Below are 24996 nucleotides of genomic sequence, written 5' to 3'. Positions count from 1 at the left end.
GGCCTTACTCCTGGTCGTTCTGGGGCCGGCCGTCACCGGCGCCTGGATCGGCTCCGTCCTGTGCGGCTCCGTTCTGCGCGGCCCCGTCCTGTGCGGCTCCGTTCTGCGCGGCTCCGTCTCCGTCGGCGGGCGGGGCCTGGCCGTCCTCGCCGGGCTGGGCCTCGCCCTCCTGGCCGGGGCCCGGCGGGGTGACGGTGACGGTGACGGTCGGCGTGGGCTCGGGCTTCACGGGTTCGGGCAGCACCTTGTCGCGGGGGTCGGTGCGGGGAGGCTGGACGACGACGCCGACGATGTCGAGCTTGGAGAAGCTGACGTACGGCTTGACGTGGACCGTGCGGGTCAGGTCGCCGCCCGAGGGGTCGACCTTGACGACCTCGCCGATCGGGACGCCGGGCACGAACGGCTTGTCGGCGTGCGAGCCGAAGGTGACCATGCGGTCGCCCTTCTTGACCTTGGCCTTGCCGTTGAGCATCTGCACGGCGAGGTTCCGGTCGCCGCGGCCGGTGGCGAAGCCCAGCTCGTCGGTCTTCTCCATGCGGGTGCCGACGGTGAAGTCCGGGTCGGTGGCGAGCAGTACGGTCGAGGTGCCGGGGCCGACGGTGGTGACGCGGCCGACCAGGCCGTCGCCGTTGATTACGGTCATGTCGCGCTGCAGGCCGTCCTTGGCGCCCGCGTCGATGGTGACGGTCCAGGAGAAGCCCTGTGCGGCTCCGATGGCGATGACCTCGGCGCCCTTGATGCCGTACTGGCCGGCGCCGGCCTTCTTCAGCAGCTCGTCGAGCTGGCGGACCCGGCTGCGGTTGCGCTCGTCGCTGCCCAGCTTCGCCTTGAGCGCGGCGTTCTCCCGCTCCAGTTCGCTGATGCGGCTGTGCCGCTCGCCCGAGTCGCGGACCGCTTCGATCGCGTTGCCGAGCGGGTTCACCGCGGCCGATACGCCCTTTTCCACGGGGCCGAAGACCGTCGCGGCGGCCTGTCGGGCACCGTCGACCGGGGAGTCCTCCCCGCCGCGGATGTCCACCGTGATCAAAGCGAACGCGATGGCGATCAGCAGCACCAGGAGCAGCCGGCTCTCTCGTGTGTCCCTCACGTGCGGCGGCCGTGCCTTCCTCGTCGGAATGGTTGTGCCTCTTGCTTATGTAGCGCCTGCGGGGGCGCTCTTGTTGTCGGCCGAACCTGCCCTACGGCTCGGGTTTATGCCTCTATGTCAACGATCCGCCGTACGGAACGAAACTCTGTACGGCGGATCGTTGAACTGGTTCATCTGCGCGGCGAGGCGTCGAGGACCTGCTGCAGGGCCTCGAACTCCTCCACGCACTTGCCGGATCCGAGCGCCACGGAGTCCAGCGGGTCCTCGGCGATGTGGATCGGCATGCCGGTCTCGCGGCGCAGCCGCTCGTCGAGGCCGCGGAGCAGGGCGCCGCCGCCGGTGAGGACGATGCCGCGGTCCATGACGTCTCCGGAGAGCTCCGGCGGGCACTTGTCGAGGGTGGTCTTGACCGCGTCCACGATCGCGTTGACCGGCTCCTCGATGGCCTTGCGGACCTCGGCCGCGGAGATCACCACGGTCTTGGGCAGGCCGCTGACCAGGTCGCGGCCGCGGATCTCGGTGTGCTCGTCGGCGTCCATGTCGTATGCCGAACCGATGGTGATCTTGATCTGCTCGGCGGTGCGCTCGCCGAGGAGGAGGCTGTACTCCTTCTTGATGTGCTGGATGACCGCGTTGTCCAGCTCGTCCCCCGCGACGCGGATCGACTGCGCCGTGACGATTCCCCCGAGGGAGATCACGGCGACCTCGGTGGTGCCGCCGCCGATGTCCACCACCATGTTGCCCGTGGCCTCGTGGACCGGGAGGCCGGAGCCGATGGCCGCGGCCATGGGCTCCTCGATGATGTGCACCTGACGGGCACCGGCCTGCGTGGAGGCCTCGATGACCGCGCGGCGCTCGACGCCGGTGATGCCGGAGGGGACACAGACCACGACGCGCGGCCGGGCCAGATAGCGGCGCTTGTGAATCTTGAGGATGAAGTAGCGGAGCATCCGCTCGGTGATCTCGAAGTCGGCGATCACGCCGTCCTTCAGCGGGCGGACCGCGACGATGTTGCCAGGGGTGCGGCCGATCATCTTCTTCGCCTCAGCGCCGACCGCGAGGATGCCACCCGTGTTCGTGTTGATGGCAACGACGGACGGTTCGTTGAGTACGATGCCGCGGCCCCTGACGTACACCAGCGTGTTGGCGGTCCCGAGGTCGACAGCCATGTCACGGCCGATGAACGACATGTTGGTTCCCATCAGGATGCGTCTGGCCTTCCCAAAGTCGAGCGTCAATGGCTTTGTCAGGTCGGCGAGGTGGGTGGCGTGGCGTGAAGGCTTACATCGTAGTCTCGCCTGCACGGACACGGCGCGAGGGTCTCCGCCCATTGTCAGCAGATGACTCGCCGCCCCGCTAATGGGGACGAGCCGACGGAAGGATGCGTTCCCCCGATTGGCTTGCATATGTCAAGGGGCGACCGGGAATTCTCGGCCGCCCCTTGGACGTATTTCTTTCTGACGGCGCGTCAGTGCAGGTGCGCCGGGCCCTGACAGGCGAAAACTCAGGTGCAGCCTCAGGCGAACGAGGGGAAGAAAATCTTCAACTCGCGCTCCGCGGACTCCTCCGAGTCCGAGGCGTGGATCAGGTTCTCGCGCACGATCGTGCCGAAGTCACCGCGGATCGAACCGGGCGCGGCGGCGATCGGGTCGGTCGGACCGGTGAGCGCGCGCACGCCCTCGATGACCCGCTCACCCTCGACGACGAGGGCGACGACGGGGCCGGAGGACATGAACTCGACCAGGGGCTCGTAGAACGGGCGGCCGACGTGTTCGGCGTAGTGCTGTTCCAGGATCTGGCGGTCCAGGGTGCGCAGCTCCAGCGCACTGATGGTCCAGTCCGCCTTGCGCTCGATGCGGCCGATGATCTCGCCGATCAGACCACGGCGTACGGCGTCGGGCTTGAGCAGGACGAGGGTGCGCTGGCTCACGGTGTCGGCTCCTTCAAGTGCAAATACGGGAGGGCGGTACGCAGAGGCTACAGGGCCACGAGCAGCATCGGTTACTCAGCGTCAAGCCCGCCGCATGGCCCACCCTCCGACGGGCTACGCCGGGTCCGCGCCCGCCTCCTGCTGCGCCGCGAACCGCGCCTTCGCCTCGTCGACCTTGCGGCCGAAGTGCACCGAGCACCACCACAGGGCCGCGAAGCAGGCGCCGAGGAAGAACATCGTCGGTACGACGAACCCGGCGAGGACCAGGCCGAGCTGCAGGGCCCAGCCAAGCTGCACCCCGCCGGGGCGCGTGACCATGCCGCACAGCAGCACCGACAGGGCCATGAGGATGCCGCAGGTCGTCCAGACCGTGCCCATCGTCAGTTCCGGGTCCTTCATGGCGACGAGACCGGCGAAGCCGATGATGAAGAACTCGCCGATCAACGTGGACGAACAGAGCGTGCGCATGAAGTTCAGCCCCTCCCCAGGAGCAGTCGGGCCTCGCCGACGGTGATGACGGAACCGGTGACGAGGACCCCGCCGCCCGCGTACTCCCCCTCTTCCTCGGCGAGGGTGATCGCGGCCTCGATGGCGTCGTCCAGGCGCGGCTCGACCTGCACGCGCTCGTCCCCGAAGACCTCGACGGCGACCGCGGCCAGGGCGTCCGTGTCCATCGCGCGGTGGCTGGAGTTCTGCGTGACGACGATCTCCGCGAAGATCGGCTCGAAGGCCTCAAGGAGCCCGCGTACGTCCTTGTCGCCGCTCGCGCCGACCACGCCGATCAGCCGGCTGAAGTCGAAGGCCTCGCTGATCGCCTCCGACGCGGCGCGCGCGCCCGCCGGGTTGTGGGCGGCGTCCAGGACGACCGTCGGCGACGTGCGGACGACCTCCAGGCGGCCCGGCGAGACGACCGAGGCGAAGGCGCGCCGGACCACCTCGATGTCCAGCGGCTCGGCGCGCTGCGCGCCGACGCCGAAGAACGCCTCGACCGCCGCGAGCGCCACCGCCGCGTTGTGCGCCTGGTGCGCGCCGTGCAGCGGCAGGAAGACCTCGGTGTACTCGGTGGCCGCACCGCCGAGGCCGCGCAGCGTCAGCAGCTGGCCGCCGACGGCGATCTGCCGGGAGGCCACGCCGAACTCCATGCCCTCGCGGGCCACCGTGGCGTTGACCTCGACGGCCTTCTTGAGCAGCACCTGCGCGGCGTCCACCGGCTGCTGGGCCAGGATCACCGTGGCGTCCTGCTTGATGACGCCGGACTTCTCCGCGGCGATCGCGCCGGGCGTCTCGCCCAGGCGGTCCGTGTGGTCCAGGTCGATCGGGGTGATCACGGCGACGTCGGCGTCGATGACGTTCGTCGCGTCCCAGGTGCCGCCCATGCCGACCTCGACCACCGCGACGTCCACCGGGGCGTCCGCGAACGCGGCGTACGCCATGCCGGTCAGGACCTCGAAGAAGGAGAGGCGGAACTCCTCCTTGGCGTCGACCATTTCGACGTACGGCTTGATGTCCTGGTACGTCTCGATGAAGCGCTCGGCGGACATCGGGGCGCCGTCCAGGCTGATGCGCTCGGTGATCGACTGGACGTGGGGCGAGGTGTACCGCCCGGTGCGGAGCTCGAAGGCGCCGAGCAGGGCCTCGATCATGCGGGCCGTGGACGTCTTGCCGTTGGTGCCGGTCAGGTGGATCGACGGGTACGCCCGCTGCGGGTCGCCGAGGACGTCCATCAGGGCCTGGATGCGGGTGACCGACGGGTCGAGCTTGGTCTCGCCCCAGCGGGTGGCGAGCTCGCCCTCCACCTCGCGCAGCGCCCGGTCCACCTCGGGGTCCTCGGGGCGCGCCGGGACCTCGGCCTGCGGAGGGGCCGTCTGGGCGCGCAGGGTGCGGCTGCCGGCCTCGATCACCGCGAGGTCGGGGTCTCGGTCTGTCTCGGCTTCGACGATGCCGTCGAACGCGTCGGGCTCGCGCTCCTGGTCGTCGAAGGAGTCGGGTTCGCTGTCGTCGTTCGGGCCGCCGGCCGGGGGGAGGTCACTCACGCCGTCCAGTCTACGGAGCGGGTGTGACAGGACGTTCGACCCGCCCGGTTCGGGACCTTCGGCCCCCCGGTCTCCGCATCCGGCGGGCAAACTTGGCGATCATGGACATAGGCATCGACCTCGGCACCGCCAACACCCTGCTCTACGCCCGCGGCCAGGGCATCGTGCTCAACGAACCCTCCGTCGTGGCCGTCCGCGAGGGCGTACGCGGAGCCCTCGCCGTCGGCACGGAGGCCAAGGAGACCATCGGCCGCACGCCGGGTTCGATCACCGCGATCCGCCCCTTGCAGGACGGCGTGATCAGCGACTTCGAGGCGGCCGAGGAGATGATCCGGCACTTCGTCCGCAAGGCCGTGCCGGGCAGGCGCCCCCGGATTCGCCTGGTCGTCTGCGTGCCCAGCGGGGTCACGCCGGTCGAGCGGCGCGCGATCGTGCACGCCGCGCGGCGGGCCGGGGCGCGGGCCGTGCACCTGATCGAGGAGCCGATGGCGGCGGCGATCGGGGCGGGCCTGCCGGTGTCCGAGCCGCGCGGCTCGATGGTCGTGGACATCGGCGGCGGCACCGCGGAGGTCGCCGTGATCTCCCTCGGCGGGATCGTCACCGCCCAGTCGCTGCGGGTCGGCGGCCACCGCCTGGACGCCGCGATCGCCGACTTCGTACGCAAGGAACACGGCCTGCTCATCGGCGATCGCACCGCCGAGGACATCAAGGTCGCGATCGGCTCGGCGTGGCCGGTGCCGGGCAGGGAGGCGTTCGAGATGCGGTCGTATCCGGTCCGCGGCCGGGAGAAGATCCGCGGCCTGCCGAAGACCGTCGACCTGACGGTGAAGGAGGTGCGGGCCGCCCTCGACGAGCCGGTCGAGGCGGTCATCGCCGCCGTACGCACCACCCTGGAGGACTGTCCGCCCGAGCTGTCCGGCGACGTCATGGAGCACGGCATCGTCCTGACCGGCGGCGGCGCCCTGCTGCCCGGCCTGGACCTGCGGCTCGCGGCGGCCACCGGCATCCCGGTCGTCCTGGCGGACGACCCGCTGGACTCGGTGGCCCTGGGCTGCGGCAGGTGCGTGGAGGACTTCGACGCGCTGCAGCGGCTGATGTCGGCCGCCTGACCCCGGTCCTCGCGGCCGTCAGAAATCCCGCGCCGCGGTCGTCAGAACCCCGCGCGCCCGCCGGAAGGCCCGTACGCGCGAAGGCCCCGGAACCGTGACGTGACGGTTCCGGGGCCTTCGCGTGGTGTCCCAGGCCTTACGCCGCGGGCAGCGCGTCCAGCTGGCCCTTGATGCGCTCGATGTCGGCCTCGGCCTTGGTGAGGCGGCCGCGGATCTTGTCCACGACGTGGTCGGGGGCCTTGGCCAGGAACGCCTCGTTGGTGAGCTTGGCGTCCGCGGCCGTGATCTCCTTCTCGGCCGCCGCCAGGTCCTTCGCGAGGCGCTTGCGCTCGGCGGCGACGTCGATCGTGCCGGAGAGGTCGAGCGCGACCGTGGCACCGGAGACCGGCAGCGTCGCCGTCGCGGCGAAGCCCTCGCCCTCCGGCTGCAGGCGAAGCAGCTGGCGGATGGCCGCCTCGTGCGGCGCGAGTGCGGTGCCGTCGAGCGTGAGCCTGGCCGGGACCTTCTGGCCGGGCTGCAGGCCCTGGTCGGAGCGGAACCGGCGGACCTCGGTGATGACCTGCTGAAGCGTCTCGATCTCCCGCTCGGCGGCCTCGTCCCGGAAACCACTGTCCGCGGGCCACTCGGCGATCACCAGGGACTCGTTGCCCGTGAGCGTCGTCCACAGCGTCTCCGTGACGAACGGGACGACCGGGTGCAGCAGCTTCAGCGTGACGTCCAGGACCTCGCCGAGGACGCGCTTGGTGTCCTCGGCCGCCTGACCGCCCTCCTGGAACGTGGTCTTCGTCAACTCGACGTACCAGTCGAAGACTTCGTCCCAGGCGAAGTGGAACAGCGCGTCCGAGAGCTTCGCGAACTGGTAGTCCTCGTAGTACGCGTCCACCTCGGCGACGACCGAGCCCAGCCGCGACAGAATCCACCGGTCCGTCGCCGACAGGCGCTCGGCGGGCGGGAGTTCACCCTTGACCGTGGCGCCGTTCATCAGCGCGAAGCGCGTGGCGTTCCAGATCTTGTTGGCGAAGTTCCGCGAGCCCTGGACCCAGTCCTCGCCGATCGGCACGTCCGTACCCGGGTTGGCGCCGCGGGCCAGCGTGAACCGCAGGGCGTCCGAGCCGTACTTGTCCATCCAGTCGAGCGGGTTGACCGCGTTGCCGAAGGACTTGGACATCTTCTTGCCGAACTGGTCGCGGACCATGCCGTGCAGCACGATCGTGTGGAACGGCGGGGTGCCGTCCATCGCGTACAGGCCGAACATCATCATCCGGGCGACCCAGAAGAACAGGATGTCGTATCCGGTGACCAGGACGGAGTTCGGATAGAACTTCTCCAGGCTCTCGGTCTGCTCGGGCCAGCCGAGCGTGGAGAACGGCCACAGGCCGGACGAGAACCAGGTGTCCAGGACGTCGGTGTCCTGCGTCCAGCCCTCGCCCGTCGGCTCCTCGTCGTCCGGGCCGAGGCAGACGACCTCGCCGTTCGGCCCGTACCAGACGGGGATGCGGTGGCCCCACCACAGCTGGCGCGAGATGCACCAGTCGTGGAGGTTGTCGACCCAGTCGAAGTACCGCTTCTCCATCTCCTGCGGGTGGACCTTGACCTTGCCGTCGCGGACCGCGTCACCGGCGGCCTTCGCGAGCGGGCCGACCTTGACCCACCACTGCATCGACAGGCGCGGCTCGACGGTCGTCTTGCAGCGCGAGCAGTGGCCCACGGAGTGGGTGTACGGCCGCTTCTCGGCGACGATCCGGCCCTCGGCGCGCAGCGCGCCGACGATCGCGGAGCGGGCCTCCAGGCGGTCCAGGCCCTGGAACGGGCCGTGCGCCGTGATGACGGCGTGCTCGTCCATGACCGCGATGTTCGGCAGGTCGTGGCGCTGGCCGATCTCGAAGTCGTTCGGGTCGTGGGCCGGGGTGACCTTGACGGCGCCCGTGCCGAACTCCGGGTCGACGTGCGTGTCCGCGACGACCGGGATGGAGCGGTCGGTCAGCGGCAGCTTGATCCGCTTGCCGATGAGGTGCGCGTACCGCTCGTCGTCGGGGTGGACCGCGACCGCGGTGTCACCGAGCATCGTCTCGGCCCGCGTGGTGGCGACGACGAGCGTCTCCTCGCCCTCGCCGTACTTGATCGAGACGAGCTCGCCCTCGTCCTCCGAGTACTCCACCTCGATGTCCGAGATGGCCGTCAGACAGCGCGGGCACCAGTTGATGATGCGCTCGGCGCGGTAGATCAGCTCGTCGTCGTACAGCTTCTTGAAGAGGGTCTTGACCGCCTGGGACAGGCCCTCGTCCATGGTGAAGCGCTCACGGTCCCAGTCGACGCCGTCGCCGAGGCGGCGCATCTGGCCGGAGATCTGGCCGCCGGACTCGTTCTTCCACTGCCAGACGCGCTCGACGAACGCCTCGCGGCCCAGGTCGTGGCGGGACTTGCCCTCCTTGGCGAGTTCGCGCTCCACGACGTTCTGCGTGGCGATGCCCGCGTGGTCCATGCCGGGCTGCCACAGCGTCTCGAAGCCCTGCATGCGCTTGCGGCGCGTCAACGCGTCGATGAGCGTGTGCTCGAAGGCGTGACCCAGGTGCAGGCTGCCCGTGACGTTCGGCGGGGGGATGACGACGGTGTACGGCGGCTTCTCGCTCTTGGCGTCGGCGGCGAAGTAACCGCGGTCTACCCAGCGCTCGTACAACGGCCCCTCTACCTCGGCCGGAGCGTAGGTCTTCGGCAGTTCGGGCTCGGGGACGCTGCTGTTCTGATGCTGAGTGTTCTCGGTCACGACGGACAGTTTAGAGCCGTCACGGTCCCGTACCGAAACCAGATTCCTTGGTAACGGTGTGACCCCCGGCGCCCCGCTCCGCGACGGCTTCGGTCAGGATGTTCGGTACGCATAAGTTCTGGAGGGGACCAAGGAATGAGCTACAACCAGCCGGGCCCGTACGGCGGCCAGCCCCAGCAGCCCGGACCGTACGGTCAGCAGCCGCAGCAGCCCGGCCCCTACGGCCAGCAGCCGCAGCCTCAGCAGCCCGGCTACGGCTATCCGCAGCAGGCCCCCCAGGGCGTCCCGCCGCAGCAGGGGTACGGCTATCCGCAACAGCAGCAGCCCGGCCCGTACGGCCAGCAGCAGGCGCCTTACGGCCAGGTTCCGCCGCCGCCGCCGGGCGGTGGCGGCGGCAAGAAGACCGGCATCATCGTCGCGGCGGTCGTGGCGGTCGCGCTGGTCGCGGGCGGCGTGTGGTTCTTCACGTCCGGCGGTGGCGGTGGCAGCACGGTCGCGGACGACGGGAAGACGTACGAGTTGACGACTCCGGCGACGCTGCTGGGTGAGTACAAGAAGAAGGAAGGCACCGAGTCCTCCGGCCAGATCCGCGACGCCGAGAAGTGGGGCCTGAAGAACGGCAAGGAGGTCGGCTCGCAGTACATGGCCGGCAGCGGGATGTCGCAGAAGCTGATCCAGTTCAACGGCGCCTACGGGGAGATCGAGGACCCCGAGGCCTTCCTCGACGCGGCCTTCACCGGCATGGAGGAGGAGGCCGGCAAGAACCCGTCGCAGGGCAAGCTGATCGGTGAGCCGCAGGAGATGAGCCCCGCGGGCTTCGAGGGCGGCGCCATGAAGTGCCAGGAGACCGAGGTCGATCTGGGTGCGAGCCTGGGCGGCGACACGGGCGGCTCCAGCAAGCAGGTGATGAAGATGCCGATCTGCATGTGGAGCGACCACAGCACCTTCGCCGTGGTCATCACCTCGGACGCGAAGGCCATGCTCTCGGGCGAGAGCCCCTCGCTGGACGAGGCGGCCGCCACGGCCGCCAAGGTCCGCGACGAGGTCCGCGTCGAGGCCAAGTGACGCCTCGGTCGCACTGACCACGCACGAAGAGTCGCAACGACCACGCACGAAGAAGGGCCCGGCCGGATCGCTCCGGCCGGGCCCTTTCGCGTACGAACTGCGGCTTCGCGTACGAACCGCGGCTTCGCGTACGAACCGCGTCGCGTTACGCGCTCTTCTCGTGCCGTCCGTCGTTCTTGCCGACGATGCGCGGGACCAGCGTCGGGTTGACGTTGGAGTGGACGACGTCCGGGGTGATGACGACGCGGGCCACGTCCTTGCGGGACGGGACTTCGTACATCACCGACTGGAGGACCTCCTCCATGATGGCGCGCAGGCCGCGGGCGCCGGTCTGGCGGAGGATCGCCTGGTCGGCGATGGCCTCCAGGGCCTCGCGCTCGAATTCCAGCTCCACGCCGTCGAGTTCGAACAGCCGCTGGTACTGCTTGACCAGCGCGTTGCGCGGCTCGACCAGGATCTGCAGCAGGGCCTCGCGGTCGAGGTTGTGCACGGACGTGATGACCGGGAGGCGGCCGATGAACTCGGGGATCATCCCGAACTTCACCAGGTCCTCCGGCATGACGTCCTCGAACTGGTCCTTCTCCTCCAGCTCCCGCTTGGAGTGGATCGTCGCCCCGAAGCCGATGCCCTTGGCGCCCGCCCGGCCCTCGATGATCTTCTCCAGACCGGCGAAGGCGCCGCCCACGATGAACAGCACGTTCGTCGTGTCGATCTGGATGAACTCCTGGTGCGGGTGCTTGCGTCCGCCCTGCGGCGGTACGGAGGCGGTGGTGCCCTCCAGGATCTTCAACAGGGCCTGCTGCACGCCCTCGCCGGAGACGTCACGCGTGATCGACGGGTTCTCGGACTTGCGAGCCACCTTGTCGATCTCGTCGATGTAGATGATGCCGGTCTCGGCCTTCTTGACGTCGTAGTCCGCGGCCTGGATCAGCTTCAGGAGGATGTTCTCGACATCCTCGCCGACATAGCCGGCCTCGGTGAGCGCCGTGGCGTCCGCGATCGCGAACGGGACGTTCAGCATCCGGGCCAGGGTCTGGGCGAGGAGTGTCTTGCCCGAGCCGGTGGGGCCGAGCAGCAGGATGTTGGACTTCGCCAACTCGATGGCGTCGTCGCGCCCTTGGGCCCCGCCGTTCTCACCGGCCTGGACCCGCTTGTAGTGGTTGTACACCGCGACCGAGAGGGCCTTCTTGGCCGATTCCTGACCTACGACGTAACCCTCAAGGAACTCGTAGATCTCGCGAGGCTTGGGGAGTTCCTCCCACCGGACCTCGCTGGTCTCCGCCAGCTCTTCCTCGATGATCTCGTTGCAGAGGTCGATGCACTCGTCGCAGATGTACACACCGGGGCCTGCGATGAGCTTCTTGACCTGCTTCTGACTCTTTCCGCAGAACGAGCACTTGAGCAGATCGCCGCCGTCACCGATGCGTGCCACGAGGTGCTTCCCCTTCGCCTGGGAGACGCCCGTGACGGACGGCTCCTGGTGCCTCATATCCGACGGTACCTTGCCGGGCCCCCCGTTCGGGCCCCCCTTGGCGCGGTTCGCTTCTTCCGGCTACCGCGCCAAGGGGCTGCAGATACTGCTGCGCTCGGGTCAGGCGACCGACGCGTTGTTCATCTTGCGCGTCGAGATGATCTGGTCGATCAGGCCGTACGACAGGGCGTCCTCGGCCGTGAGGATCTTGTCGCGCTCGATGTCGTCGCGGATCTTGTCGATCGGCGTCGTGGAGTGCTTGGCCAGCATCTCCTCCAGCTGCGAACGCATGCGGAGGATTTCGTTGGCGGCGATCTCCAGGTCGGAGACCTGACCGCGGCCGGTCTCGCTGTACGGCTGGTGGATCAGGACACGCGCGTTCGGCAGGGCCATGCGCTTGCCGGGCGTACCGGCGGCGAGCAGGACCGCGGCGGCCGAGGCGGCCTGGCCCATGCAGACCGTCTGGATGTCCGGCTTCACGAACTGCATCGTGTCGTAGATCGCGGTGAGCGCCGTGAAGGAGCCGCCGGGGCTGTTGATGTAGACCGAGATGTCCCGGTCCGGGTCCATCGACTCCAGGCACAGCAGCTGCGCCATGACGTCGTTGGCGGAGGCGTCGTCGATCTGCACGCCGAGGAAGATCACGCGCTCCTCGAAGAGCTTCGCGTACGGGTCGTACTCGCGCACTCCCTGCGAGGTGCGCTCGACGAAGCGCGGGATGACGTAGCGGGACTCGGCGCTGGGGCCGGTGTACTGGCCGGCGGCCTGCTCGGCGCGCATGCGGTCGTAGAGGCCGCTGCCGGGGAATTCGTTCACTGGGGTTCTCCTGGAGTGAGCTGGGTCGGCTGGGGCTGGTCGGGGCTCAGGCCCCGGTGCCGCCGCCGCCCGGCATTCCGGCGGCCGTGGGCATGATGTCGTCGATGAGGCCGTACTCCTTGGCCTCCTGCGGGTCGAACCAGCGGTCGCGGTCCGAGTCGCGGGTGACCTGCTCGACGGTCTGGCCGGTGTGGAAGGCCGTCAGCTCGGCCATCTTCTTCTTGGTGAGCAGCAGCCGCTCGGCGTGGATCTTGATGTCCGACGCGGAGCCGGCGAGGCCCGCGGACGGCTGGTGGATCAGGATCTCGGCGTTCGGCAGGGCGAAGCGCTTGCCGGGGGTGCCCGCGCTGAGCAGGAACTGGCCCATGGAAGCGGCCATGCCCATGGCGATCGTCACCACGTCGTTCTTGATGTACTGCATGGTGTCGTAGATGGCCATGCCGGCCGTGATCGAGCCGCCGGGGCTGTTGATGTAAAGGAAGATGTCCTTTTCCGGGTCGGCGGCCAGGAGCAGCAGCTGCGCGGTGATCTTGTTGGCAATGTCGTCGTCGACCGGCTGACCGAGGAAGATGATCCGCTCGTTGAGCAGCCGGTTGTAGACCTGGTCGCCGAGGCCACCACCGATGGAAGGCTCGCCGGCGGCGGAGGGCATCAGATTCGTCACGTATCCACCTGCTCGTCTTGCGACGGCGCCGGGCCGTCTCACGTCTTCTGCGGGCCAGGAGCCTCTTTCGGGGACTCCCCTGCCCTCGTAGTTATGGACCCTAACGCGCGGGTCCCTTCGGGGAATCCCGGAGAGGGAACTGTTCGCTGTGAGCGCAGGTTCCTCGCAGGGGCGGTCAGGGGTACGCGCCGGGTGCCCCGTCAGGGGCGGTCGGGGGTACGCGCCGGGTGCCCCGTCAGGGGCGGTCGGGGGTACGCGCCGGGTGCCCCGTCAGGGGCGGTCGGGGGTACGCGCCGGGTGCCCCGTCGGGGGCACGACTGAGCCCCCGGGACCCGCAAGGTCCCGGGGGCTCAGTACCGCTACGCGGGTCGGAGGCTCAGGCCTCCGGCTTCTCCTCGGCCTCGGCCTCGGCGCCCTCAACGGCCGCCTCGACCGTCTCGGCGGCGGCCTCCGTCTCGTCCTCGTCCGAGAGGTCGACGACCTCGCCGTTCGTGTCCTTGACGGTGGCGGCCTCGACGACGACCGCGAGGGCCTTGCCGCGGGCGACCTCGCCGACCAGCATCGGGACCTGGCCGCCTTCGACGACGGCCTGGGCGAACTGGTCGGGGGACATGCCGGAGGACTGCGCACGCCGCATGAGGTGCTCGGTGAGCTCCTCCTGGTTGACGTTCAGCTTCTCCTTGTTGACGAGCTCGTCGAGGACGAACTGCGTCTTGATGCCCTTGACCGCCTGCTCGCGGGTCTCCTCGTCGAACTCCTCGGCGGACTTGCCCTGGATCTCCAGGTACTTCGCCAGGTCGAGGCCCATCTGCGCGAGCTGGTGGTTCTCAAGGTTGTGCTTGCGGGTCTGGACCTCGTCCTCAAGCAGCTTCTCGGGGACGGGCACCTCGACCAGTTCGAGCAGCTTCTCCAGGACGCGCTCCTGGGCCTGCGTGGCCTGGTCGTACTGCTTCATGTTCTCCAGGCGCTTGCGGCTGTCCGCCTTGAGCTCGTCCAGGGTGTCGAACTCGGAGGCCAGCTGCGCGAACTCGTCGTCGAGCTCGGGCAGTTCGCGCGCGGCGACCTGCGTGACCTTGACGGTGACCTCGGCGTCCTTGCCCTCGGCGGAGCCGCCCTTGAGCTGCGAGGTGAAGGTGGCCTCGCCGTCGGCCTCAAGACCGGTGACGGCCTCGTCGATGCCGTCGAGGAGCTCGCCGGAGCCGACGGTGTACGAGACACCGCTGGCCACGCCGTCCTCCAGGACCTCGCCCTCGACCTTGGCCTCCAGGTCGATGGTCAGCACGTCACCCTCGGCGGCGGCGCGCTCGACCGGGGAGGTCGAGGCGAAGCGCTCGCGGAGCTGCTCCACGGACTTCTCGACGTCCTCGTCGGTGACCTCGACCGCGTCGACCTCGACCTCGATGCCGGAGTAGTCCGGGATCTCGATCTCGGGGCGGATGTCGACCTCGGCGGTGAAGTTCAGCGTCTCGCCGTCCTTCAGCTCCGTGATGTCGACCTCGGGCTGGCCGAGGACGTTGAGCTCGGCCTCGTTGACCGCCTCGGTGTAGAACTTCGGCAGCGCGTCGTTGACCGCCTCTTCGAGGACCGCACCGCGGCCGAAGCGCTGGTCGATGACGCGCGCGGGAATCTTGCCCTTGCGGAAGCCCTTGACCGTGACCTGCTGGTTGATCTTCTTGTACGCCGCGTCGAGGCTGTCCTTGAGCTCCTCGAAGGGCACCTCGACAGTGAGCCGAACCCGGGTCGGGTTCAGGGTCTCCACGGCGCTCTTCACGGTTCGGTCTCCTTGGTGGCTGACTTCTGGGGTTCTGCCTCGGCCGGTCCCCGCCGCGACTGGGCGGTGGAGAGGGCTTCAGCGGATTGGTCGCCCGGGAGAACTTCATCAGACGTGAGACACACGGGCGCGCAGCTTGCATAGTAACCGCAGCAGGTACGCGCCCCAAAAGGCGATCTTGGCGGACCACGCCGAGCGGCGCCCGTACCCGTGCGACAGCGGAGAGCCACCGGGCTCCATGGCGGGCCACGGGAGAGACGCGGAGGGAATCAGTGCTGGTCGGGGTGGCGGGATTTGAACCCACGGCCTTCCGCTCCCAAAGCGGACGCGCTACCAAGCTGCGCCACACCCCGTCGGTGCGACACGTAGGGTACATGCCCGCCGAGCATGCGGCTCCCGGGTTGTTCATGGGGGTACGGCGAAGGGTTCGGTGGGGTTTCGCGGGGGCGCGGGGAGGGCTTCGCGGGGGCCTCGGACGGACCGGGTACGGGCCGGGGGCGGACCGGGGACGAGACCGGGAACGGACGGGGGTGTGCGCCGCGGGGGCCCGACCCGCTACGATGCTCTTCGTGCCGCCGTAGGTGTGACCTGCGGTGCGGTGCTTGCGGGCGTAGCTCAATGGTAGAGCCCTAGTCTTCCAAACTAGCTACGCGGGTTCGATTCCCGTCGCCCGCTCTGTGGCCTCCGGCCCGGTCCTTCTTCGCGTGCGTGCGCGGGGCGTGGACCGGGCCGGAGGCTTTTGCGCGGGTGGCGCGGCCCGGCCGTGAGAACCGGGTGCTGCGAGAACCGGGTGCCGTGAGAACCGGGTGCCGTGAGAACCGGGTGGAGCGGGCCGTCAGAACTGGATGGAGTTGATGGTCTCCGCTATCGAGCTGAGGAAGCGCTGGATGTCGTCGGCCATGCCGGTCGAGGCCAGGAAGAAGCCGAAGAGTGCGGCGACGACCGCCGGGCCCGCCTTGAGTGAGCCCGCACGGATCATCACTACAAGAATGATCGCCAACAGAAGCACCACAGACAGCGAAATCGCCACACTGATCACACCCTAGGTCGGTCCGCACTCCCGCTCGGAGGCACGCACCCCGCACACCCCCGCCAGAACCATGGTGCCACCAACGGGCCCTTGCTATGCGGCGGGTGACACATCGTTGGCCAATGACACGCACGCCCGCACGGCCCTGCGCGGCACCGGCGCACCCCCGGGGCGTATGGGAACGGCCGGGGCGCGCGGGACGGCAAGGGCCAAAAGTCCACTCCCTGGCCGGAATTCGACCTGTGTGCCGGTTACGGATTTCGGCTTGATCGTTTCGGAGTTCGGGGCGCGGGGCGCGGGGCGCGGGGCGCACAGCGCGTTCACAGGTAATTGGAATTGCGCGTACAAGGCCACGACATTTCCCCAGAGTCACCTGCGGGCGTTATGCCCCAATTAAACGGGATGTATGGGTCGCAACGGGCGCCATTTGAGGCCGTATTGGTGAGACCGATCACCAAGGCGACTTCGTCACCGTCGACCGTACGTCACCTCAAGTGCGGATACTCGGACAGGCATAAGCGGAAATTGCGCCGGGAGTCCTCAGAGGGTTTTACGAAAACACTCATCCGCCGCTAGGGTGCCTCAGATGTTCCACGCTGCCTCCTCCACTCCGCTGCCCCCGGCGCGCGAATCGGCGCACTCGATGCCCGGCCCGCGGCCGTCGCAGGGCGGAACGGACACCCCCACCGCCGCGAACACGCAGAACGCGTCCGGCGCGAAGCCGGCGAAACAGCGTGACGCCTTCTTCGACAACGCGAAGTATCTGGCCATTGTCCTGGTCGCGATGGGGCACGCGTGGGAGCCGCTGACGGACGGAAGTCGCGCCGCCGAGGCGCTGTACATGACCGTCTACACGTTCCACATGCCGGCGTTCATCCTGATCTCCGGCTATTTCTCGCGCAGTTTCGACATGCGCGCGGACCGGATCAAGCGCCTGGTGACGGGCGTGCTCGTGCCATTCGTGATCTTCGAGGTCGCGTACACCTTCTTCAAGAGGTGGGCGGACGACGATCCGACGCAGCCGATCAGCCTGCTCGACCCCTGGTATCTCACCTGGTTCCTGGCCGCGCTGTTCGTGTGGCGAATGACCACTCCGCTGTGGAAGCTGGTGCGTTGGCCGATTCCGCTGTCTATCGCGATCGCGGTGCTCGCCTCGGTCTCGCCGGAGATCGGCAATGACCTCGACCTGCAGCGCGTCCTGCAGTTCCTGCCGTTCTTCGTCATCGGCCTGTTCATGAAGCCGGAGCACTTCCAGCTCGCGCGGCGCCGTGAGGTGAAGCTGCTCTCGATCCCGGTGTTCGTGTGCGCGCTGGTGCTCGCGTACTGGGCCGCGCCCCGGATGACGTCGGCGTGGTTCTACCACCGCGACAGCGCGCAGGAGTTGGGCGCGCCGTGGTGGAGCGGTGCCGTGATGACGCTGGTACTGCTCGTCTGCTCCCTGGCCCTCGTGGCCTGCTTCTTCGCCTGGGTGCCCAAGCGGAAGATGTGGTTCACGATCCTGGGCGCGGGCACCCTTTACGGCTACCTGCTGCACGGCTTCCTCGCCAAGGGCTCGCGCTTCTGGGGCTGGTTCGACGACTACGAGTGGCTGCACACGCCGCTCGGCGAGATCTTCGTGACGCTGGTCGCGGCGTCCGTCGTCACGGTGCTGTGCACGCCGCCGGTGCAGCGGGCGTTCCGGTTCGCGATGGAGCCGAAGATGGAGTGGGCGTTCAAGCGGGACGCGGCGGCGGTGGCGCGGTCGCGTCGGTAGGTCTTGCGGAGGACGGCCCGCACCGTCGACTGCGGCCCGACGCGCTAGATGTTCACGGGCGCCTGAGCGACAGCGCCAGCGCCTCCGCCGCGATCTGCGTGACCGATTCCCGGGTCGTGTGGGCGAGCAGTTCCGTGCTGATCTCGCCGCCGGCCGCGAGGTGTCGGTCGTACGACAGGAGATGTACGGCCGCTCCCGTGGCGCGCAGTTTCTGGACCGCCTTGTCCACGTCGAGGCCCCCGTGCGGCACCGCCTCCGTGAGGACGACGACCGTGCCCGCGACGACCTGCCGGGGCAGGCCCGACATCCACTTCAGTACGGAGTGCGTGCTGGCCACGCCCTCGAACGTGGCGGGCGCGACCAGGACCCGGGAGTGCGAGGCGGAGAGCGCCGTGCGGGCCACCTCGGCGGGCAGCGTCTCGCAGTCCACCACGGTCACGCCGAAGTAGCGGCGCAGCGCCACCATGGCCTTCTCGTACGCCTTGGTGTCGAGCATCGCGCCGACCTCGCCCTTGCTGCCGGGCAACAGCCAGGCGTTGTCGGGGAGTTGGACGAGATAGCCGGTGACGTCGAGCAGGGACATGGACGGTTCGAGCATCCCGGCGAGGTCGCGCACCGTCCAGCGCAGCGAGGGCGCCCCGAGCCGGAACGGCAGCGTGCCCAGCGCCGGGTCGGCCTCGACGAGGAGCACCGGGTCGTGCCGGTAGTGCGCATACGTACGGCCGAGCAGCGCGGCGACCGTGGACTTGCCCGCGCCGCCGCGGATCGAGGTGACGGCGATCTGCCGCCCCGTGGCCACCGGCTGCTGCAGCACTTCGGCGGTACGGGACGCCTCGGCGACCTCGCGCGCCGCCGAGGACGAGACGGTGCGGCGCACGGCGCGCAGGGCGCGGCCGACCAGCGGTTCGCCGTGCCGCGGCTTGCGCCGGGTCCCGGCGAGCGAGTCGTCCACGACCGGCAGCGAACTGAAGGTGCCGGACGCGGGGGTGCTGCCGGGCGTGGCGTACGGGGTCGGCGCCTGGGGCTGTGGGGCTGCGGGCTCGGGCGGTGCGGGCTGGGGCCGTGCGGGCTGGGGCGGTGCCGGTGCGGGCAGGGGTTCCGTGGGGCGGCCGAGCGGGGGCGTGGGCGAGACGTCCGGCGCGGGGGACGGGGCCGGGGGCGGCATCGGGACGGACGGGATGACCGCCGTCACCTCCTCCGAGCCGACGGCCCGCACGGGCGGCAGCGCGGCGGACACCGGAGCAGGAGCAGGAGCAGGAGCAGGAGCCAGCGCGGGCTCGGGCGCGGCCTCGGGCGCGGGTGCAGGCTCGGGTGCGGGCTCGGCGAAGTCGTCCAGTACGGGCGGGGCGGCGCCCGGGCGGTCCGTGGCCTTCGCCAAGGACGGCCCGCGCCCGCGCACTGTCTCCGTACCCGTACCCGTCTCCGTACCCGTGCCCAGTTCGGGCCGGTCCTGGTCTCCGTTCGGCATCATGTCCCTCTCCCCTGCTGCCCGTTCAGGATCCGCCGAGCAGGTGCGCGTACACACCGAACACTCCGACCGTGAGCGGCAACAGGCCGACCACTCCGATCGACTCGACCAGGTCGGCCGCGCGCCGCAGCCGCTGCGCGAGCGGCGGCGCGGGCTGCAGCACGAGGGCGAGCAGCGGCAGGGCCGCGGCCAGGCCGAGGAGCAGCAGCGGCCCTGCCCCGTCCGTGCCGCGCAGCCACAGCTGCGCGAGCCGTACGACGAGCACGGCGGCGGCCGCGAACACCGCGACGACCTCGACGGCCAGCGGGAACGCCCGGGCCCTGGCGAGCAGGACGACGGCGGTGACCGCGGTGGTCAGGACCGTCCACGGCGTGGGCGCGGCCGAGGTGAGCAGCCAGCCAGCTGCCGCCGCGGAGGCCGCCGTGAGGACGGTGGCGGCGACGAGGCCGCGGTGGGTGTCGGCGAGCGCGTCGGCGACGTGGTGGCGGCTGACCGAACTGCCCGCCGCGCGCCGGTCGTCGATGGCCGTCAGGCCGGTGGCGCGCAGCGCGAGGCGGGGCAGCAGGCCGAGCAGGACGAGCGAGGCGGGCGCGAGCAGCGCGCCGAGCAGGGCCGGGTCGCCGCCGACGACGAGCGCGGCCAGTTCCCACAGCGCGGTGAGCCCGGCGGCGGCGCCCGCGCCGACGAGTCCGGCGCGCGCGAACGGCGTGCAGAGCCCGAGCAGCAGCAGGCCGAGCGCGAGGGCGGCCGAGGTGACGGCGAGCCGGGCCGGGCCGGGCAGCGCGTGCGCGTCGGCCGCGGTCCAGGCGCCCGCCACGGCGAACAGGCCCGCGATCAGCAGCAGTACGGCGGCGAGCGCGCGGTTGCCGCGCGCGGCGACGGCCCCGTCGACCGGGCCGGGCCCGAGCCGGGCGGTGAGCGCGCCGACGGCGGCGATGACGAGGGCGGCGCCGAGCAGTCCGTACGCCACCGGGCCCGCCGGGTAGGCGGCGCGGGCGAACAGGGCCGCGACGGCGGCGAACAGGACGCCGGCGACGGCCGCGACCGGACGGCGCGCGGCGGGGCGCCAGCGCCAGGACCGCAGGTCGAGCCGCCCGGCCGCCGCGGTCATGTCGTCGTGCGGCTCCGCCGAGGCGTCCACCCCACCCACCACGTTCACCACGCGCGGGAACCTCTCCGGGAATGTCATACGTCGTCCCGGAGGCCGAGCAGGCCGCGCATGTCCGCGTACTTGCGAGTGAGCCGGGCCCGTGTCGGCTCGTCCAGGGCGGCGAGCCGGGCCGGATCGGCGTTGTGCGCGAGATCGGCGGTTTTGACGAGGGTGGCGCCGGGGGTCGCGAGGATGCGGTCGGCGTAGCGCTGCGGGGTCTCGCCGGGGCGCTTGGTGAGGGCCAGGACGATCTGCTTCGTACGGGCCGCGAGCGGGGCGTCGGCCAGCCACTGCTCGGTGAGGGCGGCGTCCTCGATCGCATCGTGCAGCCAGGCCGCGGCGATCTGTTCGTCGTCGCCGCCCCGGGCGCGGACCCCCTCGGCGACCGCGGCGAGGTGTTCGGTGTAGGGGCGGCCTGCCTTGTCGGTCTGGGTGGCGTGGGCGTCCCGGGCGAGGGCTTCGACCTCGGCGAGGCTCAGCCGCCGCTGCTGCCGCTCCATCCCCGTCCCCCTCCCGCGCAGGCCCTGCTGCGCATCCCTGCCGGGCATTCTCCCGTACGCGGCGGAGCGGCCCGGCACCGGTCCCTCAGTTTCACCTTCAAACAGTTTCCCCTCGATCGTTTGGTAACCTAAATATTGACGCGTTCTTGACGCTCCCTTTGCCATGCCGAGGGGGCGTCTCGCATGCGGCGACCCGACCGCGCACGACCCGACACGGAGGTACGGCCCATCGGACACGCAGACACCTTGATAGCCATGGGCGGCGCCTTCCTCGCCGCCGCAGTCCTCGCCCGGCTCGGCGGCCGGATCGGACTGCCCACCATCCCGCTGTTCATCCTGGCCGGGATCCTCCTCGGCCCGCACACACCCGGCGTGGTGCTGCTCTCCGACCCGCACGACCTGGAAATGCTCTCGGCGCTCGGCCTGGTGCTGCTGCTCTTCTACCTCGGCCTCGAATTCCACCTGGACGACCTCAAGGCGGGCGGCCGCAAGATGGCCCTGGCGGGCGGGGCGTACCTCGTGCTGAACGTCGGCGCGGGCCTGGGCTTCGGATTCGCCCTCGGCTGGGGCACCTCCGAGGCGCTGGTCCTCGCCGGGGTACTCGGCATCTCGTCGTCGGCGATCGTCACCAAGGTCCTGGTGGACACGGGCCGGCTCGGCAACCCGGAGACCAAGCCGATCCTCGGGATCATCGTGGTCGAGGACGTGTTCCTCGCCCTCTACCTGGCCGCGCTCCAGCCCATCCTGTCCGGCGCCGACAGCCTCGCCTCGGCGCTGATGGACGGGGGCAAGGCCTTCGGCTTCCTGCTGCTGCTCGCGCTCGCCGCGCGGTTCGGCACGCGGGTGGTCGGCCGGTTCATCAACACCCGGGACGACGAGCTCCTTGTCATCTCCTTCCTGGGCGCGGCCGTGTTCGTCGCCGGGGTCTCCGAGTGGTTCGGGGTCGCGGACGCGATCGGGGCGTTCATGGTCGGCCTGATGCTCGGCTCCACGACGTCCGGCGAGCGCATCCTGAAGCTGGTGCACCCGCTGCGGGACGCCTTCGGTGCGATCTTCTTCTTCGCCTTCGGCCTCTCCATCGACCCCGGCGACCTGCCGACGGTGCTGTGGCCGGTGCTGGCCGCGGTGGTGCTGACGCTGGTCATGAACATCCTCGCGGGGCTCGCCGCGGCGAAGGTGTACGACTTCGGGCCCGGGCCCGCGGCGAACATCTCGACGACGCTCCTCGCGCGTGGGGAGTTCGCGCTGATCCTCGCCACGATGGCCGCTGCCGCGGGTCTGGACGAGCGGCTGTCGCCGTTCATCGCGGGGTACGTGTTGCTGCTCGCGGTTCTCGGGCCCCTTGCGGCGGGGCGGTCGCCGTTGCTTGCGCGGGTTCTGCCCGGCCGGCGCGGGGTTCCTGCGAGGCCGGCCGAGGAGCGGGTCGGCGCCGGGGTGTGAGTCCCGCCCGCCCGGGAAGGCCCGCACCCGGCGACGGAACAGCGCCCCGCGGACGGCAATCCGCCCCCCCCTCCCGGCGACGGAACAGCGCCCCGCGGACGGCAATCCGCCTACGCGTCCCGGCAGATCAGCAGCAACGCCCGGTCGTCGTTGACATCCTTCGCCACGGCCTCGATGAGGTGCCACGCCGCCCCGTGAAAGCCCCCGGCAACGTAGCGGTCGGCCTCGCCGGTCAGCCGGTCGATCCCCTCGGAGAGATCCCGCTCGGCCGTCTCCACCAGGCCGTCGGTGAACAGCATCAGCACGTCGCCGGGGCGCAGGCACCCCTTCACGGGGTCGAACTGCGCCCCGTCGTACACCCCGAGCAGCGGCCCCTCGGCGGACTTCTCCTCCCAGCGGCCGGTACCGGCGTGCAGCTGGACGGCGGGCGGGTGGCCGGCGGAGAGGAGTTCGTAGTCCCCGGAGTCCAGGTCGAGCGCGAGGTGGATCGACGTCGCGAAACCCTCGTCCCAGTCCTGGCGGAGCAGGTAGCCGTTGGCCGCGGGCAGGAAGCGGTGCGGCGGCAGCGAGCCGAGCAGCCCGCCGAACGCGCCGGACAGCAGCAGCGCACGGGAGCCCGCGTCCATGCCCTTGCCGGACACGTCGGTGAGGACGACTTCGAGGGTGCGCCCGCCGCTCGTACGCGCCGCCACCACGAAGTCACCGGAGAACGACTGGCCGCCGGCCGGGCGCAGCGCCATCTCGCGGTGCCACCCGGGCGGCAGCTTGGGCAGCTTGCTCTGGGTCTTGATGCGTTCACGCAGGTCGAACAGCATCGTGCCGCCGCGCCGCCACGGCACCCCGACCCGGCTGCGGAACTGGGCGATGACAAGCCCGAAGAACCCGCAGGCCGCGACGGTCAGGATGATGCCGGGGGTGACCCGCGAGGGCCCTTCGGTGTACGGGCCGAGCCACACCGACTCGACGATCAGCGCGCCGGCGGCCGCCGCGTACAGGCCGAGCAGGCTGGCCGGGCGGAGCAGCAGGCCGCCCGCGACGATCGGCAGGACGAGCAGGGCGGGCGAGAACCAGACCGGCACGGCGAGCGTGCCGAAGGCGATCACCGGGACGGTGAGGAGCAGCCCGGCCAGGGCGATCCAGTCGGAGCCGTCGCCGCGGAAGTAGTCGACACCGGATCTGCGCAGCCCGATGCGGGCCCGGTGCAGACGCTTGCGCAACCGGGCCGGGAACGTCTCCGCCGCCGCGCGCCGCTCGGGGTCGCGGCGGCTCCGATGTCGTACCGCCATTGCTCGCGGACTCTATACAGCCTGGGTGGAGATGCGCACGGGAGGTCCCGGTTGTCCCTCGGTCGAGCGGGTGGCGGGCCCGGATATGACGGGCGAACATCCCCTCGCTCACGCGGAGTTGCTACGTCCGCTGGCAGTCCGGGCACCAGAACAGGTTGCGGGCGGCGAGATCGGCGGTGCGGATCTCGCCGCCACAGATGTGGCAGGGCTGGTTCGCCCTGCGGTAGACGTACACCTCGCCGCCGTGGTCGTCCACCCTCGGCGGGCGGCCCATCGCCTCCGGGGTGTGCGCGGGGCGGACGGTGTCGATGCGGTTGTGGCGCACGCCCTCCCGCATCAGCCCGACGAGATCGTCCCAGACCGCGGTCCACTCCGCGTACGCGAGGTCCCGGCCCGGGCGGTACGGGTCGATGCCGTGCCGGAACAGGACCTCGGCGCGGTAGACGTTGCCGACGCCCGCGATGACCTTCTGGTCCATGAGGAGCGCGGCGACGGTGGTACGGGAGCGGGAGATCCGCCGCCAGGCCCTGTCCGGGTCGTTCGTGGTGCCGTCGACGGGGCGCAGCGGGTCGGGGCCGAGGCGTTCGTGTATCGCCTGCTTCTCGGCGTCCGTGATGAGCGCGCAGGTCGTGGGCCCGCGCAGGTCCGCGTACGCGGTGGGGCCGACGAGGCGGAGGCGGACGGTGTCGGTGGGCGGCGGGGCGGGTACGGCGCCGAAGTTCAGCTTGCCGAAGAGGCCGAGGTGGATGTGGACGTGGCCGGCCGGGCCGAAGCCGAGGAAGAGGTGTTTGCCGTGGGCGTCGGCGGTGTCCATCAGCTGGTTGTCGAGGAGGGCTGCCGCGTCGCTGAACTTGCCCTGGGGGCTGGATGCCCGGACCTGCCGGTCGAGGAAGCGGTCTCGGTGGTCGGCCGCCAGGCGGTGGATGGTGTGCCCCTCGGGCACGGCGGTCTCCTTGCACGTTCGTGTACGGGTGCGGCTCCGTGGCGCGGGTTCGACCCCCTCCCCGCCCCTTCCCGAAAGTCCTGCCGGACGGGCCTCCTCAAACGCCGGAGGGGCTGAAATTCGCGGGCCCGGCCGGCAAATCCAGCCCGTCCGGCGCTTGAGGACGAGCCCGGAGGGCGATCGACGGTGCCCGAGGCGACCTCGGACTTACGACTGCGGGTGGTGGGCCGGAATCGGCGGCAGCTCGCCCGTCGTCTCGTACGCCGACAGCATCTCGATGCGGCGCGTGTGCCGCTCCTCGTCCGAGTACGGCGTCGACAGGAAGATCTCCACGAACTTCGTCGCCTCGTCGAGGGTGTGCATGCGGCCGCCGATCGACACCACGTTCGCGTTGTTGTGCTCACGGCCGAGCGCAGCGGTCTGCTCGCTCCAGGCGAGGGCGCAGCGGACGCCCTTGACCTTGTTCGCGGCGATCTGCTCGCCGTTGCCGGAGCCGCCGATCACGATGCCGAGGGCGTCCGGGTCCGCGGCCGTCCGCTCGGCGGCGCGGAGGCAGAACGGCGGGTAGTCGTCCTGGGCGTCGTAGATGTGGGGGCCGCAGTCCACGGGCTCGTGCCCATGGGCCTTGAGCCATTCGGCGAGGTGGTTCTTGAGTTCGTAGCCGGCATGATCCGAGCCGAGGTACACGCGCATGGGTCCGAGTTTAACCTCTTCCA

Annotated in this window: 21 protein-coding genes and 2 tRNA genes; 5 read left to right on the top strand and 18 right to left on the bottom strand. The window is 70.3% G+C overall.

Annotated features, from left to right (window positions below):
- Positions 1–4: 4 nt before the first annotated feature.
- The 5 genes from mreC to folC form a co-directional block, all read right to left on the bottom strand.
- Positions 5–1087 carry a rod shape-determining protein MreC gene (gene mreC, locus QIS99_RS20505; protein ID WP_282515020.1) on the bottom strand — a complete coding sequence of 361 codons (1083 nt, stop codon included), beginning with the start codon at positions 1085–1087 and terminating at the stop codon, positions 5–7.
- Positions 1088–1257: 170 nt separating this feature from the next.
- Complete coding sequence (locus tag QIS99_RS20500; RefSeq protein ID WP_282515115.1) at positions 1258–2277, bottom strand: rod shape-determining protein; 1020 nt, start codon at positions 2275–2277, stop codon at positions 1258–1260.
- 326 nt (positions 2278–2603) lie between these two features.
- Positions 2604–3017 carry a nucleoside-diphosphate kinase gene (gene ndk, locus QIS99_RS20495; RefSeq protein ID WP_282515019.1) on the bottom strand — a complete coding sequence of 138 codons (414 nt, stop codon included), beginning with the start codon at positions 3015–3017 and terminating at the stop codon, positions 2604–2606.
- 114 nt (positions 3018–3131) lie between these two features.
- Positions 3132–3485: a DUF4233 domain-containing protein gene (locus QIS99_RS20490; protein ID WP_282515018.1), complete on the bottom strand. Its 354-nt coding sequence runs from the start codon at positions 3483–3485 to the stop codon at positions 3132–3134.
- Positions 3486–3490: 5 nt separating this feature from the next.
- Positions 3491–5050 carry a bifunctional tetrahydrofolate synthase/dihydrofolate synthase gene (gene folC / locus QIS99_RS20485; protein ID WP_282515017.1) on the bottom strand — a complete coding sequence of 520 codons (1560 nt, stop codon included), beginning with the start codon at positions 5048–5050 and terminating at the stop codon, positions 3491–3493.
- Between the two features lie 101 nt (positions 5051–5151).
- Between folC and QIS99_RS20480 the strand changes: the two genes are divergently transcribed.
- The gene (locus tag QIS99_RS20480; protein ID WP_282515016.1) at positions 5152–6159 is read left to right on the top strand and encodes a rod shape-determining protein; all 1008 of its coding nucleotides are present in this window, start codon (positions 5152–5154) and stop codon (positions 6157–6159) included.
- 136 nt (positions 6160–6295) lie between these two features.
- On the opposite strand, the gene QIS99_RS20475 is transcribed toward QIS99_RS20480, so the two are convergent.
- Entirely contained in the window at positions 6296–8923 is a 2628-nt protein-coding gene (locus QIS99_RS20475) for a valine--tRNA ligase (RefSeq protein ID WP_282515015.1), read from the bottom strand.
- A 135-nt stretch (positions 8924–9058) separates the two neighbouring features.
- Between QIS99_RS20475 and QIS99_RS20470 the strand changes: the two genes are divergently transcribed.
- Entirely contained in the window at positions 9059–9988 is a 930-nt protein-coding gene (locus QIS99_RS20470) for a hypothetical protein (protein WP_282515014.1), read from the top strand.
- 145 nt (positions 9989–10133) lie between these two features.
- On the opposite strand, the gene clpX is transcribed toward QIS99_RS20470, so the two are convergent.
- The 5 genes from clpX to QIS99_RS20445 form a co-directional block, all read right to left on the bottom strand.
- Positions 10134–11420, bottom strand: coding sequence for an ATP-dependent Clp protease ATP-binding subunit ClpX (clpX, locus tag QIS99_RS20465; RefSeq protein ID WP_282515114.1), 1287 nt, complete (start codon positions 11418–11420; stop codon positions 10134–10136).
- Between the two features lie 159 nt (positions 11421–11579).
- Positions 11580–12275, bottom strand: coding sequence for an ATP-dependent Clp protease proteolytic subunit (locus tag QIS99_RS20460; protein WP_282515013.1), 696 nt, complete (start codon positions 12273–12275; stop codon positions 11580–11582).
- Positions 12276–12321: 46 nt separating this feature from the next.
- Positions 12322–12927 (bottom strand): ATP-dependent Clp protease proteolytic subunit, encoded by a 606-nt coding sequence (locus QIS99_RS20455; RefSeq protein ID WP_282515113.1) that lies wholly within the window; start codon positions 12925–12927, stop codon positions 12322–12324.
- 388 nt (positions 12928–13315) lie between these two features.
- On the bottom strand, positions 13316–14710 hold the full coding sequence (gene tig / locus QIS99_RS20450; protein ID WP_282515012.1) for a trigger factor: 1395 nt from the start codon (positions 14708–14710) through the stop codon (positions 13316–13318).
- 276 nt (positions 14711–14986) lie between these two features.
- A tRNA-Pro gene (locus QIS99_RS20445) sits at positions 14987–15063 on the bottom strand.
- A 251-nt stretch (positions 15064–15314) separates the two neighbouring features.
- Between QIS99_RS20445 and QIS99_RS20440 the strand changes: the two genes are divergently transcribed.
- A tRNA-Gly gene (locus tag QIS99_RS20440) sits at positions 15315–15385 on the top strand.
- Positions 15386–15545: 160 nt separating this feature from the next.
- Here QIS99_RS20440 and QIS99_RS20435 read toward each other — a convergent pair.
- Positions 15546–15740 (bottom strand): hypothetical protein, encoded by a 195-nt coding sequence (locus QIS99_RS20435; RefSeq protein ID WP_282515011.1) that lies wholly within the window; start codon positions 15738–15740, stop codon positions 15546–15548.
- 586 nt (positions 15741–16326) lie between these two features.
- On the opposite strand from QIS99_RS20435, the gene QIS99_RS20430 reads away from it, so the two are divergent.
- Positions 16327–17493 (top strand): acyltransferase family protein, encoded by a 1167-nt coding sequence (locus QIS99_RS20430; RefSeq protein ID WP_282515010.1) that lies wholly within the window; start codon positions 16327–16329, stop codon positions 17491–17493.
- Between the two features lie 52 nt (positions 17494–17545).
- On the opposite strand, the gene QIS99_RS20425 is transcribed toward QIS99_RS20430, so the two are convergent.
- Genes QIS99_RS20425 through QIS99_RS20415 form a run of 3 tightly spaced genes read right to left on the bottom strand, consistent with a single transcriptional unit; the run spans position 17546 to position 20611 of the window.
- Positions 17546–18964, bottom strand: coding sequence for a MinD/ParA family ATP-binding protein (locus QIS99_RS20425; RefSeq protein ID WP_282515009.1), 1419 nt, complete (start codon positions 18962–18964; stop codon positions 17546–17548).
- 22 nt (positions 18965–18986) lie between these two features.
- Positions 18987–20150, bottom strand: coding sequence for a type VII secretion integral membrane protein EccD (locus tag QIS99_RS20420; RefSeq protein ID WP_282515008.1), 1164 nt, complete (start codon positions 20148–20150; stop codon positions 18987–18989).
- The gene (locus QIS99_RS20415) at positions 20147–20611 is read right to left on the bottom strand and encodes an HD domain-containing protein (protein ID WP_282515007.1); all 465 of its coding nucleotides are present in this window, start codon (positions 20609–20611) and stop codon (positions 20147–20149) included. The genes QIS99_RS20420 and QIS99_RS20415 overlap by 4 nt, the downstream gene beginning before the upstream one ends.
- A gap of 255 nt (positions 20612–20866) precedes the next feature.
- Between QIS99_RS20415 and QIS99_RS20410 the strand changes: the two genes are divergently transcribed.
- Entirely contained in the window at positions 20867–22051 is a 1185-nt protein-coding gene (locus QIS99_RS20410; RefSeq protein WP_282515112.1) for a cation:proton antiporter, read from the top strand.
- 110 nt (positions 22052–22161) lie between these two features.
- Here the strand turns inward: QIS99_RS20410 and QIS99_RS20405 are convergent, their stop codons facing one another.
- The 3 genes from QIS99_RS20405 to QIS99_RS20395 form a co-directional block, all read right to left on the bottom strand.
- On the bottom strand, positions 22162–23337 hold the full coding sequence (locus QIS99_RS20405; RefSeq protein WP_282515006.1) for a PP2C family protein-serine/threonine phosphatase: 1176 nt from the start codon (positions 23335–23337) through the stop codon (positions 22162–22164).
- A 121-nt stretch (positions 23338–23458) separates the two neighbouring features.
- On the bottom strand, positions 23459–24280 hold the full coding sequence (locus QIS99_RS20400; RefSeq protein WP_282515005.1) for an Fpg/Nei family DNA glycosylase: 822 nt from the start codon (positions 24278–24280) through the stop codon (positions 23459–23461).
- 207 nt (positions 24281–24487) lie between these two features.
- Positions 24488–24973, bottom strand: coding sequence for a ribose-5-phosphate isomerase (locus QIS99_RS20395; protein WP_282515004.1), 486 nt, complete (start codon positions 24971–24973; stop codon positions 24488–24490).
- Positions 24974–24996: the final 23 nt, after the last annotated feature.

The sequence above is a fragment of the Streptomyces solicavernae genome, assembly GCF_029968095.1.
Lineage (GTDB): Bacteria > Actinomycetota > Actinomycetes > Streptomycetales > Streptomycetaceae > Streptomyces > Streptomyces solicavernae.
The sequence above is the reverse complement of the archived record's forward strand: the minus strand, read 5'-3'. Positions and strand labels throughout refer to the sequence as shown.

Coding starts and splice junctions, on each gene's coding strand:
- QIS99_RS20500 (WP_282515115.1), bottom strand. CDS start 2,277: ATGTCGTTCATCGGCCGTGACATGGCTGTCGACCTCGGGACCGCCAAC.
- QIS99_RS20420 (WP_282515008.1), bottom strand. CDS start 20,150: ATGACATTCCCGGAGAGGTTCCCGCGCGTGGTGAACGTGGTGGGTGGG.
- QIS99_RS20395 (WP_282515004.1), bottom strand. CDS start 24,973: ATGCGCGTGTACCTCGGCTCGGATCATGCCGGCTACGAACTCAAGAAC.
- QIS99_RS20470 (WP_282515014.1), top strand. CDS start 9,059: ATGAGCTACAACCAGCCGGGCCCGTACGGCGGCCAGCCCCAGCAGCCC.
- QIS99_RS20425 (WP_282515009.1), bottom strand. CDS start 18,964: ATGATGCCGAACGGAGACCAGGACCGGCCCGAACTGGGCACGGGTACG.
- QIS99_RS20430 (WP_282515010.1), top strand. CDS start 16,327: ATGTTCCACGCTGCCTCCTCCACTCCGCTGCCCCCGGCGCGCGAATCG.
- QIS99_RS20410 (WP_282515112.1), top strand. CDS start 20,867: ATGGGCGGCGCCTTCCTCGCCGCCGCAGTCCTCGCCCGGCTCGGCGGC.
- QIS99_RS20455 (WP_282515113.1), bottom strand. CDS start 12,927: ATGCCCTCCGCCGCCGGCGAGCCTTCCATCGGTGGTGGCCTCGGCGAC.
- QIS99_RS20490 (WP_282515018.1), bottom strand. CDS start 3,485: ATGCGCACGCTCTGTTCGTCCACGTTGATCGGCGAGTTCTTCATCATC.
- QIS99_RS20415 (WP_282515007.1), bottom strand. CDS start 20,611: ATGGAGCGGCAGCAGCGGCGGCTGAGCCTCGCCGAGGTCGAAGCCCTC.
- QIS99_RS20480 (WP_282515016.1), top strand. CDS start 5,152: ATGGACATAGGCATCGACCTCGGCACCGCCAACACCCTGCTCTACGCC.
- QIS99_RS20405 (WP_282515006.1), bottom strand. CDS start 23,337: ATGGCGGTACGACATCGGAGCCGCCGCGACCCCGAGCGGCGCGCGGCG.